Source organism: Xanthomonas fragariae (assembly GCF_900183975.1).
In the GTDB taxonomy this organism is placed as follows: Bacteria; Pseudomonadota; Gammaproteobacteria; order Xanthomonadales; family Xanthomonadaceae; genus Xanthomonas; species Xanthomonas fragariae.
The window spans coordinates 4033119-4048213 of sequence record NZ_LT853882.1; the positions used below are offsets into that span (position 1 = coordinate 4033119).

The 15095-nt window shown below is 64.6% G+C and carries 11 protein-coding genes, 1 pseudogene and 1 riboswitch; of the genes and pseudogenes, 8 read left to right on the top strand and 4 right to left on the bottom strand.

Annotation, left to right across the window (positions count from 1 at the left end):
• Positions 1-224: 224 nt before the first annotated feature.
• The 6 genes from PD885_RS18770 (at position 225) to PD885_RS18795 (ending at position 6189) form a co-directional block, all read left to right on the top strand.
• Positions 225-893, top strand: a complete 669-nt coding sequence (locus PD885_RS18770; protein WP_002809417.1) for a response regulator transcription factor — start codon at positions 225-227, stop codon at positions 891-893.
• A 248-nt stretch (positions 894-1141) separates the two neighbouring features.
• Positions 1142-2143: an aldo/keto reductase gene (locus PD885_RS18775; RefSeq protein ID WP_052032149.1), complete on the top strand. Its 1002-nt coding sequence runs from the start codon at positions 1142-1144 to the stop codon at positions 2141-2143.
• Positions 2140-3012, top strand: a complete 873-nt coding sequence (locus tag PD885_RS18780) for an amidohydrolase family protein (RefSeq protein WP_002809413.1) — start codon at positions 2140-2142, stop codon at positions 3010-3012. The genes PD885_RS18775 and PD885_RS18780 overlap by 4 nt, the downstream gene beginning before the upstream one ends.
• A complete protein-coding gene (locus PD885_RS18785; RefSeq protein WP_002809410.1) occupies positions 3009-3779 on the top strand; it encodes an SDR family oxidoreductase in 771 nt (256 codons plus the stop codon). The genes PD885_RS18780 and PD885_RS18785 overlap by 4 nt, the downstream gene beginning before the upstream one ends.
• A 166-nt stretch (positions 3780-3945) precedes the next feature.
• Positions 3946-4803, top strand: a complete 858-nt coding sequence (locus PD885_RS18790) for a fumarylacetoacetate hydrolase family protein (protein ID WP_002809408.1) — start codon at positions 3946-3948, stop codon at positions 4801-4803.
• A gap of 66 nt (positions 4804-4869) precedes the next feature.
• On the top strand, positions 4870-6189 hold the full coding sequence (locus PD885_RS18795; RefSeq protein WP_002809406.1) for an L-fuconate dehydratase: 1320 nt from the start codon (positions 4870-4872) through the stop codon (positions 6187-6189).
• A gap of 281 nt (positions 6190-6470) precedes the next feature.
• Here PD885_RS18795 and PD885_RS18800 read toward each other — a convergent pair whose 3' ends face one another.
• Positions 6471-6842, bottom strand: a complete 372-nt coding sequence (locus PD885_RS18800) for an L-fucose mutarotase (RefSeq protein ID WP_002809403.1) — start codon at positions 6840-6842, stop codon at positions 6471-6473.
• Positions 6843-6844: 2 nt separating this feature from the next.
• Positions 6845-8143 (bottom strand): L-fucose:H+ symporter permease, encoded by a 1299-nt coding sequence (gene fucP, locus PD885_RS18805; RefSeq protein ID WP_002809400.1) that lies wholly within the window; start codon positions 8141-8143, stop codon positions 6845-6847.
• A 179-nt stretch (positions 8144-8322) separates the two neighbouring features.
• Between fucP and PD885_RS18810 the strand changes: the two genes are divergently transcribed.
• Positions 8323-9099: an IclR family transcriptional regulator gene (locus tag PD885_RS18810; RefSeq protein WP_002809398.1), complete on the top strand. Its 777-nt coding sequence runs from the start codon at positions 8323-8325 to the stop codon at positions 9097-9099.
• A 228-nt stretch (positions 9100-9327) separates the two neighbouring features.
• A riboswitch (yybP-ykoY riboswitch) is annotated at positions 9328-9489 on the top strand.
• 12 nt (positions 9490-9501) lie between these two features.
• Positions 9502-10086, top strand: a complete 585-nt coding sequence (locus PD885_RS18815) for a manganese efflux pump MntP (protein WP_002809396.1) — start codon at positions 9502-9504, stop codon at positions 10084-10086.
• A 106-nt stretch (positions 10087-10192) separates the two neighbouring features.
• Here PD885_RS18815 and PD885_RS18820 read toward each other — a convergent pair whose 3' ends face one another.
• Together PD885_RS18820 and PD885_RS18825 are read right to left on the bottom strand one after the other, a co-directional pair.
• Positions 10193-13633: a hybrid sensor histidine kinase/response regulator gene (locus PD885_RS18820; protein ID WP_002809394.1), complete on the bottom strand. Its 3441-nt coding sequence runs from the start codon at positions 13631-13633 to the stop codon at positions 10193-10195.
• 409 nt (positions 13634-14042) lie between these two features.
• A pseudogene (locus PD885_RS18825) lies at positions 14043-15083 on the bottom strand (GH36-type glycosyl hydrolase domain-containing protein); the annotation flags it as partial.
• Positions 15084-15095 lie beyond the last annotated feature (12 nt).

The following is a 15095-nucleotide window of genomic DNA, read 5'->3' on the forward strand; positions in this document are numbered from 1 at the left end:
GGGAAGTTGGGATTGGGGATTGGCAAAAGCAGGTTTCCAATCGGTTGATCACGCCGCGCTTTCATCTGCATTGTTGGCTGGCAACTTTGAGGCCGATAACATTTTTGTCCCTGCTTTGGCGAATCTCAACGCGTGAATCTCCAAGTCCCGTGCCTTTGCAAATGCCGGCTCCCAAATCCCATGCTTGTGCAAATTCCCAATCCCAAATCCCGGCCCCCCCCCAAATGCCCACCCTGCTGATCGCCGACGACCATCCCTTGTTCCGTGAAGCTCTGCGCGGGGCGGTGCAGCGCGTGATGCCGGGGGTGCAGCTGTTCGAAGCCGACACGGTGGATGCGTTGTACACCTTGGCCGATGCGCAACCGGATGCCGATCTATTGTTAATGGATCTCAATATGCCGGGCGCGCAGGGATTCAGTGCGTTGGTGCACATGCGTTCGTTGCATCCGCAGTTGCCGGTGGTGGTGGTGTCGGCGCGCGAAGAGCCTACGGTGATGCGGCGTGCAATCGACCATGGCGCGTTCGGGTTCATTCCCAAATCCGCCGATTCGGACACCATTGGTCGCGCCTTGGCCACGGTGCTCGATGGCGAGCGCTGGATCCCGGCCGAGGCGCAGAACCTGCCGCCCACCGACAGCGAAGAACGCGAAGTGGGCCAGCGCCTGCGCGATCTCACACCGCAACAATTCCGCGTGTTGCAGATGCTCGGCGCCGGGCGTCTCAACAAGCAGATCGCCTACGATCTGGGCGTGTCCGAAGCCACCATCAAGGCGCATGTCACTGCGATCCTGCGCAAGCTCGGCGTCACCAACCGCACCCAGGCGGTGCTGATGGCCGGCAAGCTCGCCATCGATGCCGACGGCATCGTACTGCCGCCGCCCGAAGAAGACTGAAAGCGACAAACGCACGACTGCGCTCACCACCAGGCGGGAGGGAGTGGCGATCGGCCGCTTATGTCGCCGCCCAGGTACCCGCCCATGCTGCACTGCAGCGTGATCTGTTCACTTATGATTGCCATATTCATATGCGAACATACGGGTACCTGCCGGTTGGTGGACGTCGCGATGCCCTGCTCCTGCTTTCCAGATTCCGCACACCTACGCCACGCGACCGTGACCCCGTCGGAGCGCTGCGCGTGAACATTACGCGGCAGCGTCTGGGCACCACCAACGTGCAACTCCCGGCCTTGGGCTTTGGTGCGGCGCCGATCGGCAATCTGTATACGGAGGTCGACGAGGGCCAGGCGCTAGACGCCGTGGCTGGCGCGTTCCAGGCCGGCATCGGCCATTTCGATACCGCGCCTTACTATGGCTACGGGCTCAGCGAGACGCGCCTGGGCCGTGGTCTGGCCGGTGTGCCGCGCAGGGCCTATACGTTGTCGACCAAGGTCGGCCGCTGCCTCTACGACGATGCGCAGGCAACCCCGGGGCACGACGGCTTTGCGGTGGCGGGCCGCCGCGCCGCGTTCGACTACAGCGCCGACGGTGTGCGGCGCGCGTTCGCCGCCAGCCTGAAGCGCCTCGGCACCGACTACATCGATGTGCTGCTGTTGCACGACATCGGTGCGCTCACCCACGGCGACAACCACGCCCAAGTGCTGCGCCAGGCCTTGGAGGAGGCTTTGCCGGCAATGGCGGAGCTGAAGGCGGCCGGTACCTGCGGGGCGATCGGGCTGGGCGTCAACGAGCAGGAGGTGGCGCTGGAGGTGCTGACGCGGTTTCCGCTCGACTGCGTAATGCTGGCCGGCCGCTACACGCTGCTGGAACAGCACGGCGCGGGAGCGCTGCTCGACCAGGCGCAGCAACGTAACGTGGCGATCCTGTCGGCAGGCCCGTACAGTTCGGGCCTGCTCAGCGATGCACGCGGCCCTGGCGCGACCTACAACTACGCGCCCGTCGACGGCGCCACCTTGCAGCACGCGCAGCGTCTGTACGCAGCCTGCGCGGCGTTCGATGTGGACATCGGCGCGGCGGCGTTGCAGTTCCCGCTCGCGCATCCGGCGGTAACCACGGTGGTGGCCGGCATGCGTACCGTGGCCGAGGTGCAATCGGCCACCACGCGCCTGCACGCACCGATTCCACCCGAACTGTGGCAGCGCCTGCGCGATGGCGGCCTGCTCGGTGCGGACCTGCCCACGCCATGAGCCGCGTCGACGCGCACCTGCATTTCTGGCAGCTGGCCCGTGGCGATTATGGCTGGCTGACGCCCGAGCTGGCGCCGCTGTATCGCGACTTCGGCCCCGATGACGTCGGCGATGCATTGGACGCGGCCGATGTCGATAGCGTCGTAGTGGTGCAAGCCGCCGCGACCGAGGCCGAGACCTGTTACCTGTTCGAGCTGGCACGCGCCGATGCGCGCATTGCCGGGGTGGTTGGTTGGGTGGATTTCGCCGCGCCCGATGCCCCCGAGCGCATCGATGCGCTGGTGCAGGCCGGTGGTGGTTTGCTCAAAGGTCTGCGCCCGATGGTGCAGGACATCGTCGATGTGCAATGGCTGGCCCAGCCCGAATTGGACGCCGCATTCGACGCACTGCTCGCGCACGATCTGGCCTTCGACGCCTTGATCCGCAGCGTGCATGTGCCTGCGTTGCAGATGCGTTTGAAGCGTCATCCGGGCTTGCGCGTGGTCGTCGATCACGGCGGCAAACCGCACATCGCCGCCGGCGAATTCGTCGCCTGGGCGGCCGGCATGGCCGCGTTGGCGCAGCATCCCAACGTCCATTGCAAGCTGTCCGGCCTGCTCACCGAAGCGGCGCGTGGCGCCGGCGCGCAGGCGCTGGAGCCGTATGTCGCGCATCTGTTAGCGCGCTTGGGCCCGCAGCGTGTGCTATGGGGCAGCGACTGGCCGGTGCTGACCCAGCGCGCCGATTACGCGCAGTGGTTCGAGATCGCGCAACACTTGGTCACCCAACACGCCGACGGCCACGCCGCGGCGATCTTCGGCGACAACGCACGCACGTTCTATCGTCTGCCACGGCCGGCGGCCCCCACCCATGGAACCTCTTCGGTATGACTGTCTCGATCTCTACCACTCCCAACGATCGCTTGCGCGGCAAGCGCTGCCTGATCACCGCTGCCGGCGCCGGTATCGGCCGCGAAAGCGCGCTGGCCTGCGCACGCGCCGGGGCGCAGGTGATCGCCACCGATATCGACGCCGCTGCATTGCAGGCGTTGGCCGCCGAATCGGATGCGATCGCCACGCAGCCGCTCGACGTCACCGACGCCTCCGCGATTGCCGCGCTCATCTCTGCGCACGGCCCGTTCGATGTGTTGTTCAACTGCGCCGGCTTCGTGCACCAGGGCAGCATTCTCGACTGCGACGAACCGGCGTGGCGCCGCTCGTTCTCGATCAACATCGATGCGATGTACTACACCTGCAAGGCGGTGCTGCCGGGCATGCTCGAACGCGGCCACGGCAGCATTATCAACATGTCCTCGGTCGCCTCCAGCATCAAGGGCGTGCCGAACCGCTTCGTCTATGGCGTCACCAAGGCCGCGGTGATCGGCTTGAGCAAGGCGATCGCCACCGATTACGTGGCCCAGGGCGTGCGCTGCAACGCGATCTGTCCGGGCACCATCAAGACACCGTCGCTGGGTCAGCGGGTCCAGGCGCTGGGTGGCAACGAACAAGCGGTGTGGAAGAACTTCACCGACCGCCAGCCGATGGGACGCCTGGGCGAGGCGCGCGAAATCGCGCAGCTGGTGGTGTACCTGGCTTCGGACGAGTCATCGTTCACCACTGGCCAGACCCACATCATCGATGGCGGCTGGTCCAACTGAGAGCGACAGAGAAACGATGACGCTCACCGCAAGATGGGCGTGGCCGGTGCGGTGCGGCATGGACCGCTCTTACGCTTCGATTCTACGTGCGCCGTCCACACCCACCTGATGCACGCGCGCTTCGTTTGCCGGCCGCTCCAATTCCTCATCTGCAAAGGAAAATCCCATGAAACTCGTACGCGTTGGCGCCCACGGCCAGGAACGTCCCGGCTTGATCGATAGCGAAGGCCGCATCCGCGATTTGAGCGGCATGATCGACGATGTGGCCGGCCAGCACCTCACCAAAGCCGGCTTGGACAAACTGCGCGCACTGGATGTCTCCACGCTGCCGCTGATCGAAGGCGATGTGCGTTATGGCGCTGCGGTCGGGCAGATCGGCAAGTTCATCTGCGTCGGTTTGAATTACGCCGACCACGCCGCCGAATCGGGCATGGAAGTGCCCAAAATGCCGATCCTTTTCATGAAGGCCACCACTGCGGTGACCGGACCCAACGACATCGTGATCATCCCGCGCGGCTCGGTCAAGAGCGATTGGGAAGTGGAACTGGGTGTGGTGATCGGCGATATCGCGCGCGATGTCTCGGTGGACGACGCGTTGGCGCATGTGGCCGGCTACGCAGTGATCAACGATTTGTCCGAGCGCGAATTCCAGCTCGAACATGGCGGCCAGTGGGTCAAGGGCAAGAGCGCCGATACCTTCGGCCCGATCGGCCCGTGGCTGGTCACCCGCGATGAGGTGCCGGATCCGCAGCACCTGTCGATGTGGCTGGAGGTCAACGGCCACCGCTATCAGAACGGCAGCACCCGCACGATGGTGTTCGGCGTGGCCGAACTGGTCAGCCACATCAGCCGCTACATGACGCTGATGCCGGGCGACGTAATCAGCACCGGCACCCCGCCGGGCGTCGGCCTGGGCCAGAAGCCGCCGGTCTACCTCAAGCCGGGCGACGTGATGGAACTGGAGATCGAAGGCCTGGGTCGTCAGCGCCAGCCAGTGGTGGCGCATCCGCGCGATGCAACCTGAAGCGCGCTCCCCGCACGGGAGGGGCTTTCAATCCCTGCCTTATTGTTTCTATCGCCCAGGACTTTCATGAGCACCATCATCGCCCTCGATACCCACGACGTCCGCTTCCCCACCTCGCGCGAGCTCGATGGGTCCGATGCGATGAATCCGGACCCGGATTACTCCGCCGCCTATGTCGTGCTGCGCACCGATGCGCCGGATGACCTGGCCGGCTACGGCCTGGTGTTCACCATCGGCCGCGGCAACGATGTGCAGACCGCCGCAGTAGCGGCACTGGCCGAACACGTGGTCGGCCTGCGCGTGGAAGACGTCATCGCCGATCTGGGTGCCTTCGCGCGCCGGCTCACCAACGATTCGCAACTACGCTGGCTCGGCCCGGAAAAGGGCGTGATGCACATGGCCATCGGCGCGGTGATCAACGCCGCCTGGGATCTGGCCGCACGCGCTGCGAAAAAACCGCTGTGGCGCTACATCGCCGAACTCAGCCCGGAACAGCTGGTCGACACCATCGACTTCCGCTACCTCACCGACGCGCTCACCCGCGACGAAGCGCTGACCATCCTGCGCGATGCACAACCGCAGCGTGCGCAACGCATCGCCACGCTGATCGAACAGGGCTACCCCGCCTACACCACTTCGCCCGGCTGGCTCGGCTATTCCGACCAGAAACTGGTGCGCCTGGCCAAGGAAGCGGTGGCCGACGGCTTCCGCACCATCAAGCTCAAGGTCGGCGCCAACGTGCAGGACGATATCCGCCGCTGCCGCCTGGCGCGCGCAGCGATCGGCCCGGACATTGCGATGGCGGTGGATGCCAATCAGCGCTGGGACGTGGGCCCGGCGATCGACTGGATGCGTCAGCTGGCCGAATTCGACATCGCATGGATCGAAGAACCCACCAGCCCGGACGATGTCCTCGGCCACGCCGCCATCCGCCAGGGCATCGCCCCGGTGCCGGTGTCCACCGGCGAGCACACCCAGAACCGCGTGGTGTTCAAGCAGCTGCTGCAAGCAGGTGCGGTGGACCTGATCCAGATCGACGCCGCACGCGTCGGCGGCGTCAACGAAAACCTCGCCATCCTGCTGCTCGCCGCCAAGTTCAATGTCCGCGTGTTCCCCCACGCTGGCGGCGTCGGCCTGTGCGAACTGGTACAGCACTTGGCCATGGCCGACTTCGTCGCCATCACTGGCAGGATGGAAGACCGCGCCATCGAATTCGTCGACCACCTGCACCAACACTTCCTCGACCCGGTGCGCATCCAGCACGGCCGCTACCTGGCACCGGAAGTCTCAGGTTTCTCGGCAGAAATGCACCCCGCTTCCATCGCAGAATTCCGCTACCCCGACGGCCGTTTCTGGGTGGAAGACCTGGCAGCGGCGAAGGTGTAATCGAACGCATCGCACAGCCTTGAAGCACAGAATTTGGAGAGGCGGCTTCAGCGTCGATGAGCTTTGTTGCCGCATTGCCACTGAAGCGGCCTCCGCACGTAGCGCCCACGATCCAGATCACGCTGGCCGATGACGCACCGTACAAACAGCCGTGCAGCCACCATGCGGCGTTATCCAGCTTGGGTTGCGATCAGATAATGACCCCGTCTGCGTCTACCAACCAAACGACGTCTCAACAGCCAATCCGGTGATACGCATAGCCACCCGGCCTGCCGACCCATCTAGGCAGCAGAGTCCTCCCGCACCGCCACCGCCTCACTCAACGCAAAAATCCGCTCAGCCTCCCGCCACTTCTCCCCCGGCGAACTCCCACGCAACGGCTTCTGAAACCGCCACATCAATTCTTCCCACGCCTGAATCCGCGGATCGGCCGCGTCCCGCGCTGCCTTGGCGGCAGGATCGTAATCGGCGCCAACCTCCATCAACATCACCAACCGATCGCCGCTGCGAAAGATCTCCAGTTCCAAGATCCCCGCCTGGCGCAACGATGCCACCACCTCCGGCCACACCTCGGTGGGTTGGTGCCAACGCTCGTACTCGGCGATCAACTGCGGATCGTCGTGCAGATCCAGCACATAACACAGACGCCGCATGCTCACGCTCCTGCAACCACAGGCGCCGCGCGAGGCGCGCGCAACGCGAACGACAAGATCACCGCAAAGCACGCGCCGGGCACCGCAATCGCCCAATGTATGCCGGCCATGTCCGATACCGCGCCCATCACCGCGGTCAGCAACGCACCACCGATGATCGACATTACCAGCAAGGAAGAGCCGAGCTTGCGTGCGTCGTCATGCATGCCGTCCAGGCCCAGCGCAAAGATGGTCGGGAACATCACCGACATGAACACGCTTGCGGCAACCAACGCATAGAGCCCGGTCCAACCCGGCAGCGCGATCGCCACCGCGCACAAGACCAGATTGATCGAGGCAAAACTCGCCAGCAACCTGGCCGGCGCCAGATAGCGCAACAGCGCGGTGCCGATGAAACGCCCGGCCATGAACAGCACAAGCGAAATGGTCAGGTAGGTGGCTGCGGTTTTTTCCGGCGTGCCGGGCACTGCATCCTGCAGATAGCGGATCAGGTAGCTCCAGATGCCCACCTGCGCACCCACATAGAAGAACTGCGCCACTACCGAAAACACGAACAGGCGGTTACGCAGCAGCTCACCGAAACGTGCGCGCTTGGGCGCAGCATCGCCCACACCCGCGCCGCCGGTGGGAAAGCGCACCAGCGCGATCAGGATCGCCCACAGCACCACTACTCCACCAATCACCAGGTAGGGCGTCTGCACCGCAGCCGATTCGGTGGCGAAGAACGCAGCGCGCGCCGCCGGTTCCATGGTCGCCAGCTCGGCCGGGGGGTGCTCCACACCGGAGAAGATGAAGTGCTGGCCGACCAGCACGCCGGTGATCGACCCCAACGGGTTAAACGCCTGCGCCAGGTTCAAACGCCGTGCCGCGCCGTCGGCCGGGCCGAGCACGGTCACCAACGGATTGGCGGTGGTTTCCAGGAACGCCAGGCCACTGGCGATCACGAACAAGCCCAGCAGAAACAGCCAGTAGGTGTGCACCTGCACGGCCGGATAGAACAAGAATGCGCCGCACGCGTACAGCAGCAGCCCCAGCACCACCGCCGCCTTGTAGCTGTAGCGACGCATGAACATCGCCGCCGGCATCGCGAACACGAAATAACCCAGGTAGAACGCGCTCTGGACCAATCCTGCCTGCAGGTCGGTCAGCTCGAAGGCCTTCTTGAACTGCTTGATCAGAATGTCGTTGAGGTTGTTGGCCATGCCCCACAAGAAGAACAGGCTGACGATCAACAACAGGGGAACCATGGCGGTACGCGCCAGGTTGCCGCGCGGTGACGTGGCAATCTCACTGTGATGCATGCGACCGATCCCCTCCCAAGGCTGTGGCGCTTGCGTTGCTGTGCGGCGAGCGTACTGCGCGCGCTGGTGCCATGCAAATATAAAATCTTTGTTCATATTTGCACGAAACGACAACACCGCACCCCTGCCCGGGATGCCTGTACCCTGGCGCGCCGCACCTTGCGTGGAGCCGCAAACAGATGAGCACCGAACCCGCCAAGTACCGCGCTCCGGCCCTGGACAAGGGGCTGGACATCCTTGAACTGCTAGCACGCGACGCGCGGCCGATGAACATGGGCGCGATCTCGCATGGCATGGGCCGCTCGCGCGGAGAGATCTTCCGCATGCTGCAGGTGCTGGAAGAACGCGGCTACCTGATGCGCGACGCCGATGGCGACTACGTGCTGACCAACCGTCTGTTCATGCTCGGCATGCAACAGCCGCAGGTGCAGAACGTCACCCAGGCCGCGTTGCCGGTGATGCGGCGGTTGTCCGATGCGATCTGCCAGCCTTGCCACCTGGTGGCGCCGTCGGGCGACCAGATCGTGGTGATCGCGCAGATGGACGTACCCAGCGATCTGGGTCTGGTGGTGCGCCCTGGGCATCGTCGCCCACTGGCCCATTCCACCTCGGGGCTGGTGCTGTTCGCGTTTCAGCACCCGGACGTGCAGGCGCGTTGGCTGGAGACGCTCGATGCCAGCGAGGCGGCCTACGACCGCGCGCAGTTCGTGAAAGATGCGCAGCAAACCCGCGACGATGGCTATGCGATGCATGCCAGCGAGGCGGTGGTGGGTGTGGTCGACCTGACCGCGCCGATCCTGCAGCACGGTAGTGCCACCTACACGTTGACGGTGCCCTTCATCGAACGTCGCCCGGAACTGGTCAACCCGCATGCGGCATTGCAGGCGCTATGCGCAGCGACAGCCGAAATTTCCGACGGGTTGATGTATCACCCGCCGCGCGCGTTGGGTGGTTGACTCGCGTGTCGGTTGCTGTTTGCTGAGCGGTCTTCTACGTGCAGCGCTGCGTGATCCAGCGTGGAGTGCCGCACTGATTACAAGGGCGCGTCTGCCGAGTATTGACGCCTTATGCAGGGGAAAACAGCGTAAAACGGGCGCCGCAATAGCCGATGCTATAAAGATCAGACCGACCTTCGCGTGCGGTGCAAACGCACCGATGACGGATTGACGTTGGTACACTGCGCGCCCCTTGGGGAGTAGCCTGCTTTCGTCCATCGAAAGCGCCTGCATCAACATGCTCGGCCATTGCGCCGTGGTGCAGGCAACCAATTTCGGTTTGGCGAGACCAGCGGCATGCGTGCACGACGACGGTTGGCGCGGGCGCATGTCGTTGTGTCAGTGCCCAACCCGAGAGTGTCGATGTCTCCTTTTTCCATTGTGTTGATCGGTTTTGCGATGTCCACCGACGCGTTTGCCGCGGCGATCGGCAAGGGCGCAGCGATGCGCAAACCGCAGTGGCACGATGCGCTGCGTGCCGGTTTGATCTTCGGCAGCATCGAGGCGATCACGCCAGTCATCGGTTGGTTGCTGGGGCGCGCCGCATCCAGCTATTTGGTTGCCTACGACCACTGGATCGCTTTCGTGCTGCTCGGCGCGCTGGGCACGCACATGATTGTGGCCGGGCTGCGCGACGAACCGGACGATGGTCAGGACACAGCATCGGACACGCCCAAACGGCACGGGTTGCTGGCCATGGCCACGACCGGCGTTGCTACCAGCATCGATGCGATGGCCGTTGGCGTGAGTCTGGCCTTTCTCGATGTGCACATCGGTGTGGTGGCGGTGGTGGTCGGCCTGTGCACCTTCAGCATGGTCACCGCAGGCGTGATGCTGGGCCGCGCGCTCGGCAACCTGATCGGCAAACGCGCCGAGATTCTCGGCGGTTTGATTCTGGTCATCGTAGGCAGCGTCATCCTTTACGAACACCTCAGCGGCGCGGCGTAGGCGTCATCTACCGTAGGAGTGCGTCGGCGCGCCACGAAGCACTGTAGAGGTAGCGCGCTTGATGGCGCGCCAGCGCTCCTGCGATGCATTCGGCGGTGAGCACTTGTCAGCGCTTTTTTGCATCGTGATGCGCACTCAAAAACGCACGCAACGAGGCAGGTTTGATCGGCTTGGTCAGCAAACGATAGCCACGCGCACGCGCCAGTTGCTTGAGTTCGTCGCGGCCATCGGCAGTGAGCAAGGCACCAGCGATCGGCGCCGTTGCGGCGGCCTGCACGGCGTCCAGCGTGTCCAGGCCATCGAGGCGGTCGTGCAGGTGATAGTCCACCAGCATCAGGTCCGGTTGTTGGCGCGCACGCTCCAATGCCTGGTCCACGGTGCTGGCGGTGATCACCTCCACTTGCCAGCGGCCGAGCAACGCGCGCATGCCGTCGAGAATCTCGCGGTCGTTGTCCACACACAGCACGCGCAGGCCAGCCAACGAATCGCCGCTGGGCAGCACGCGCGTGGCAGGCACCGGCGCTACCTGCACCGCAGCCACACGCGGCAACAGGATCGAGAACATGCTGCCGCGGCCGACCTGGCTGCGCGCACTCAAATCGTGATCGAGCAGGCGCGAAATGCGTTGGCAGATCGACAAGCCGAGCCCCAAACCCTGCTCGCCCCAATCGAATGGCTGTTGGTAGCGGCGGAACTCCTCGAAGATTTGCCGCATATGGTGCTCGGGAATGCCGGGGCCGGTGTCCCGCACCTGCAGCTCCACCTGCTCACCGCGCCCGCGCATGCCCAGCACGATGCGGCCCTGACGCGTGTAGCGCAGCGCATTGGCAAGAAAGTTCTGCATGACCCGGCGCAGCAATCGCCGGTCGCTGCGCACCCACCATGGGCGGCTATGCACCCGCAGACCCAGCCCGCGGCTGGCCGCCACCGGCGCGTACTGCGCGGCCAACTCGTGCATCAGCGCGCTGGCATCGAAGTCTTCGACCGTGGGCCGCATCCCGCCGGCATCCAGGCGCGAGACGTCGAGCAGACCGTCGAGCAATTCTTCGGCCGCACGCAGCGACGCATCCACGCGTTCGGCAAGATGGCGCTGTTCTTCGTTGTTCTGATGGCTCTCGCGCAACGCCGAAGCGAACAGCCGCGCGGCGTTGAGCGGCTGCAACACGTCGTGGCTGATCGCCGCCAGAAAGCGCGTCTTGGATTGCTGCGCCAACTCCGCTTCGCGCGAACGATCGGCTACGCGTTGTTCCAGATTTTCGTTGGCGTCCAACAGCGCGCGTTCGGCACGTTTGTAGTCGGTAATGTCGTTGTAGCTGGTGACGTAACCGCCGCCGGGCAATGCCTGGCCACGCATCTCGATCACCCTGCCATCGCTGCGAGTACGCTCAAACACATGCGGCGAGCCGGCACGCATGTGGCGGATGCGGCGATCGATCTGATCTTCGATATCGCCTTCGCCCAATTCGCCGCGCTCGGCGTTGTAGCGGATCAGGTCGGCCACCGGGCGGCCGACATACAACATGCCATCGGGATACCTGAACAACTGCTGGTAACGGCGATTCCATGCGGTCAGGCGCATCTCTGGATCGACCACGCTGACCGCCGCGCTGATATTTTCCAGCGTGGTGGACAGGATCTGGCGATTGAAGCGCAGCTCCTGGCCGGCCTCGTCCAATACCTCCACCACTTCGCCCGACTGCATACCCGAACTGCGCAACAGGCTGGTCAGCACCAGACGCGCGGAGGCGGCGCCGATCGACGCGGCGAGCAGGCGTTCGGTGAACTGCACCCAGGCGCGATCGGCTACCACGGTGGGTTGCAGTTCGCGTTCCAGCAGCAATGCCTGTTCGACAAAGGCGCGATGCGCATGTCGCTGCCCCACCACACGCTCGGCCAGCGCCTGCAGATCGGCCACGCGCACATGCCCCGGCCAGTCGCCGGCCACGGCCGGACGCTGCGCGTATGGGTCCAGAAACGGTGCCGCGCGCAAGTGCTCGTCCACACCAGGGCGCCAGCGCGCCGAGACCAGCAGCATCGTGCCGACGTTGATCAACAGCGACCAGAACGTGCCATGCGCCAGCGGGTCCCAGCCGCGCGTGCCGAACAGGTGCTGCGGGTGCAGCCAGGCAATGCCGAATGGCCCGTCCACCAACCACTCCGGCCGCATCCAACCCGCACGCGTGGCGGCCGGCAGCAACAGCGTGTAAATCCAGGTCGCAAAGCCGAGCACCATGCCTGTCTCCACGCCCTTGCGGCTGGCCCCGCGCCAGTACAACCCGCCGATCAAGCACGGCGCGAAGTGCGCCACTGCCGCAAACGCCATCAGCCCATCCGCCGCCAACGTGGTGTCGTTGGCCGCACTGCGGTGGTAGGCGTAGGCGATCAGCGCCAGCAACACGATGGCGACTCGGCGAATCCACAACACCCGCGAGGCCGCCGCTGCGCGCGCCTGGGCGCTGCCACGGCGGCGCAGCAGTACCGGCATCACCAGGTCGTTGCTGACCATGGTGGCCAGCGCGATGCTCGCCACGATCACCATGCCGGTGGCGGCCGAAAACCCGCCTACATAGGCCACCAATGCCAGCACGGTATGGCCCTGGCTCAGCGGCAACGCCAGTACCACCGCATCGTCGAGCACCGCGCTGCCCTTGCCGAACACGGCCACGCCGGCCGAGGCGATGGGCACCACCATCGCCGAGATGATCACCAGGTAGGCACCGAACAACCAGCGTGCGCGACGGATGTCGCCGGCATCGCTGCATTCGACCACCGCCACTTGGAACTGGCGCGGCAGACAGATCACTGCCAGAAAGCTCAGCAGCGTCTGCGAAATAAAACCGACCGACGGCGTGCGCGCGAACAAGGTGCGCGCCGAATCGACCATATGCAGCGGGCGATCGCCCAACCGCATCCAGGCGAATAGACCCACTGCCACGATCGCGACCAGCTTGATCGCCGACTCCAGCGCAATCGCCAGCATCATGCCGTGATGGTGCTCGGTGGCATCCACCTGGCGGGTGCCGAACAGGATTGCAAACAAGGCCATCAACAGCGCTACATACAACGCCGGGTCGGCAAAGATGCCGCGCCCGGCACTGCTATGGCCGGTCAACACCTCCAGGCTCATCGCCACGGCGTTGTACTGCAGGGCGAGATAGGGAACGATGCCGACCAGCGCGATCACCGCCACCAGGGCAGCAAGGCGCCGCGAACGTCCATAGCGCGAAGAAATGAAATCGGCGATGGAGACGGTGTTTTCGGCGCGTGCGATCAACGCCAGCCGCTCGATGATGTGCCAGCCGAATAGCAACAGCAGCAGCGGGCCCAGGTAGATCGGCAGGTAACCGATGCCGTTGCGTACCGCCGAACCGACCGCGCCGTAGAAGGTCCACGACGAGCAGTACACCGCCAGCGCCAGGCTGTAGACCGCCGGCCGCAACCACGGCCGCTCCGGATACACAGGCCGGTGATCGCCCCACCACGCCACGCCGAACAGCAGCGCGGCGTAGCCGACGGAGACCAGCAGCAGGATCCAGCTCGACACCAATGGACATTCCTGGGCCAATGCGAACTGGGAGTTTACGCAGTGGGGAAGCGGGAAGCGGGAAGCGGGAAGCAAACCACGCTAACTATCAGCTCGCCGCCCCCGTCCGCCTTTCGGGCACCTTCCTCCGCGCACGGAAGAAGGAGGCGATGTAGCCGATACGTCGGCCATTTGCCCGTTGCTGGCTGCTGTTCATCAACTGCTGGCTGCCAGGGACCGGCTGGCAATCACGACTGCCTGCATCCCTCCTCTCCCCCGGGGGGTCCGAAGGGGCGCGCGAGGGGTCCCGGCTCCATCAACCAGATAAACCCTCAGCCCGGCAAACGCACCTGCACCCGCACCCGATATGTACGCCCTGCGACAATGGCGTCTATACGCTGCTCCGGGCAGGACGCGCCGTCCACCAGCACCTCCACCGCGGTACCGACTCAATGATGCCGCGCGCATACCAGTTGCCATCCCACAGCTCGCGATTGGCATCGGTATCGGCCGTCTCAACTGCCTGCCCAAACGTCTCGGCCTGCGCGCTGCGTCCATGCACTTCGCAGATCCCGGACCACAGCCGCAACGCGTATGCCGTGGCCACGGTGAGCCAACCGGACACACCCTTGCCGCGCCAACCGACCATGTTCGTCGGATCACACCAATCGCCCTGCGCGATGAAGCTCAGGTCGCGCGCGTCCAGCAACCACTGCATCGCCGCATCCAGACGCTCGGCCACGCTGCCTGTCTGCCCATCGTGGGTGCGCACCAGCGCATTGAGCACGCCCACATCGCCCGTTTCGGCCAGATACGCGCTCAGAAAGATCGGCAACCACACGCAGTGATCGGTGTGCGGCACGTGGTTTATGTATTTCAACTCGGCGCCTTTCACCAACAAGATGCCGTCCGGCATCGCGCCGCCGGGCTCCTGCTGCGATCGCGCATGCAGCAGCGCCACACGCGCGGTGGCTGGCTGCAAATAGGCCATACCCATATGGTCCTGCAGATAATTGCGCGCCTGCGGATCGGTGGTCAGGCGATTGACATCGCCGTGATAGAACACTCGACGCGGCAACCAGTGGTTGACCAGATTGTCCAACGCCGCATCGGGCGTGGCGATTTGCACGCAGCCACGACCGGCCTGCAGATACTGCGCATAGTCGCGTGCGGCTTGAGCGAAGCCTTCTTCCGACAGATAACGCGCGCGCAGTGCGGCGATTTGTGCATCTTCCTTTGCCGGCCCGAGCGCGAAGCGATACACACCGGCCGCATCGGTTTCCAAGCTAAAGCGATATTGCAAAGCAGCGGCGGACGTCCCGTAATGCGCGTTGTGGTTGCCCAATTGTTCGGCCTGCACAGCAGAGCGCGCATGCAAACCGCCCTCGCCTTCGAATGTCATCTGCTGCGCATCCCACGCCACCGGCGGCTGCTCATGCAGCAGGAAGGTGCAGTCCTCGACATCGCGCTGACGAACCTAGAGCGT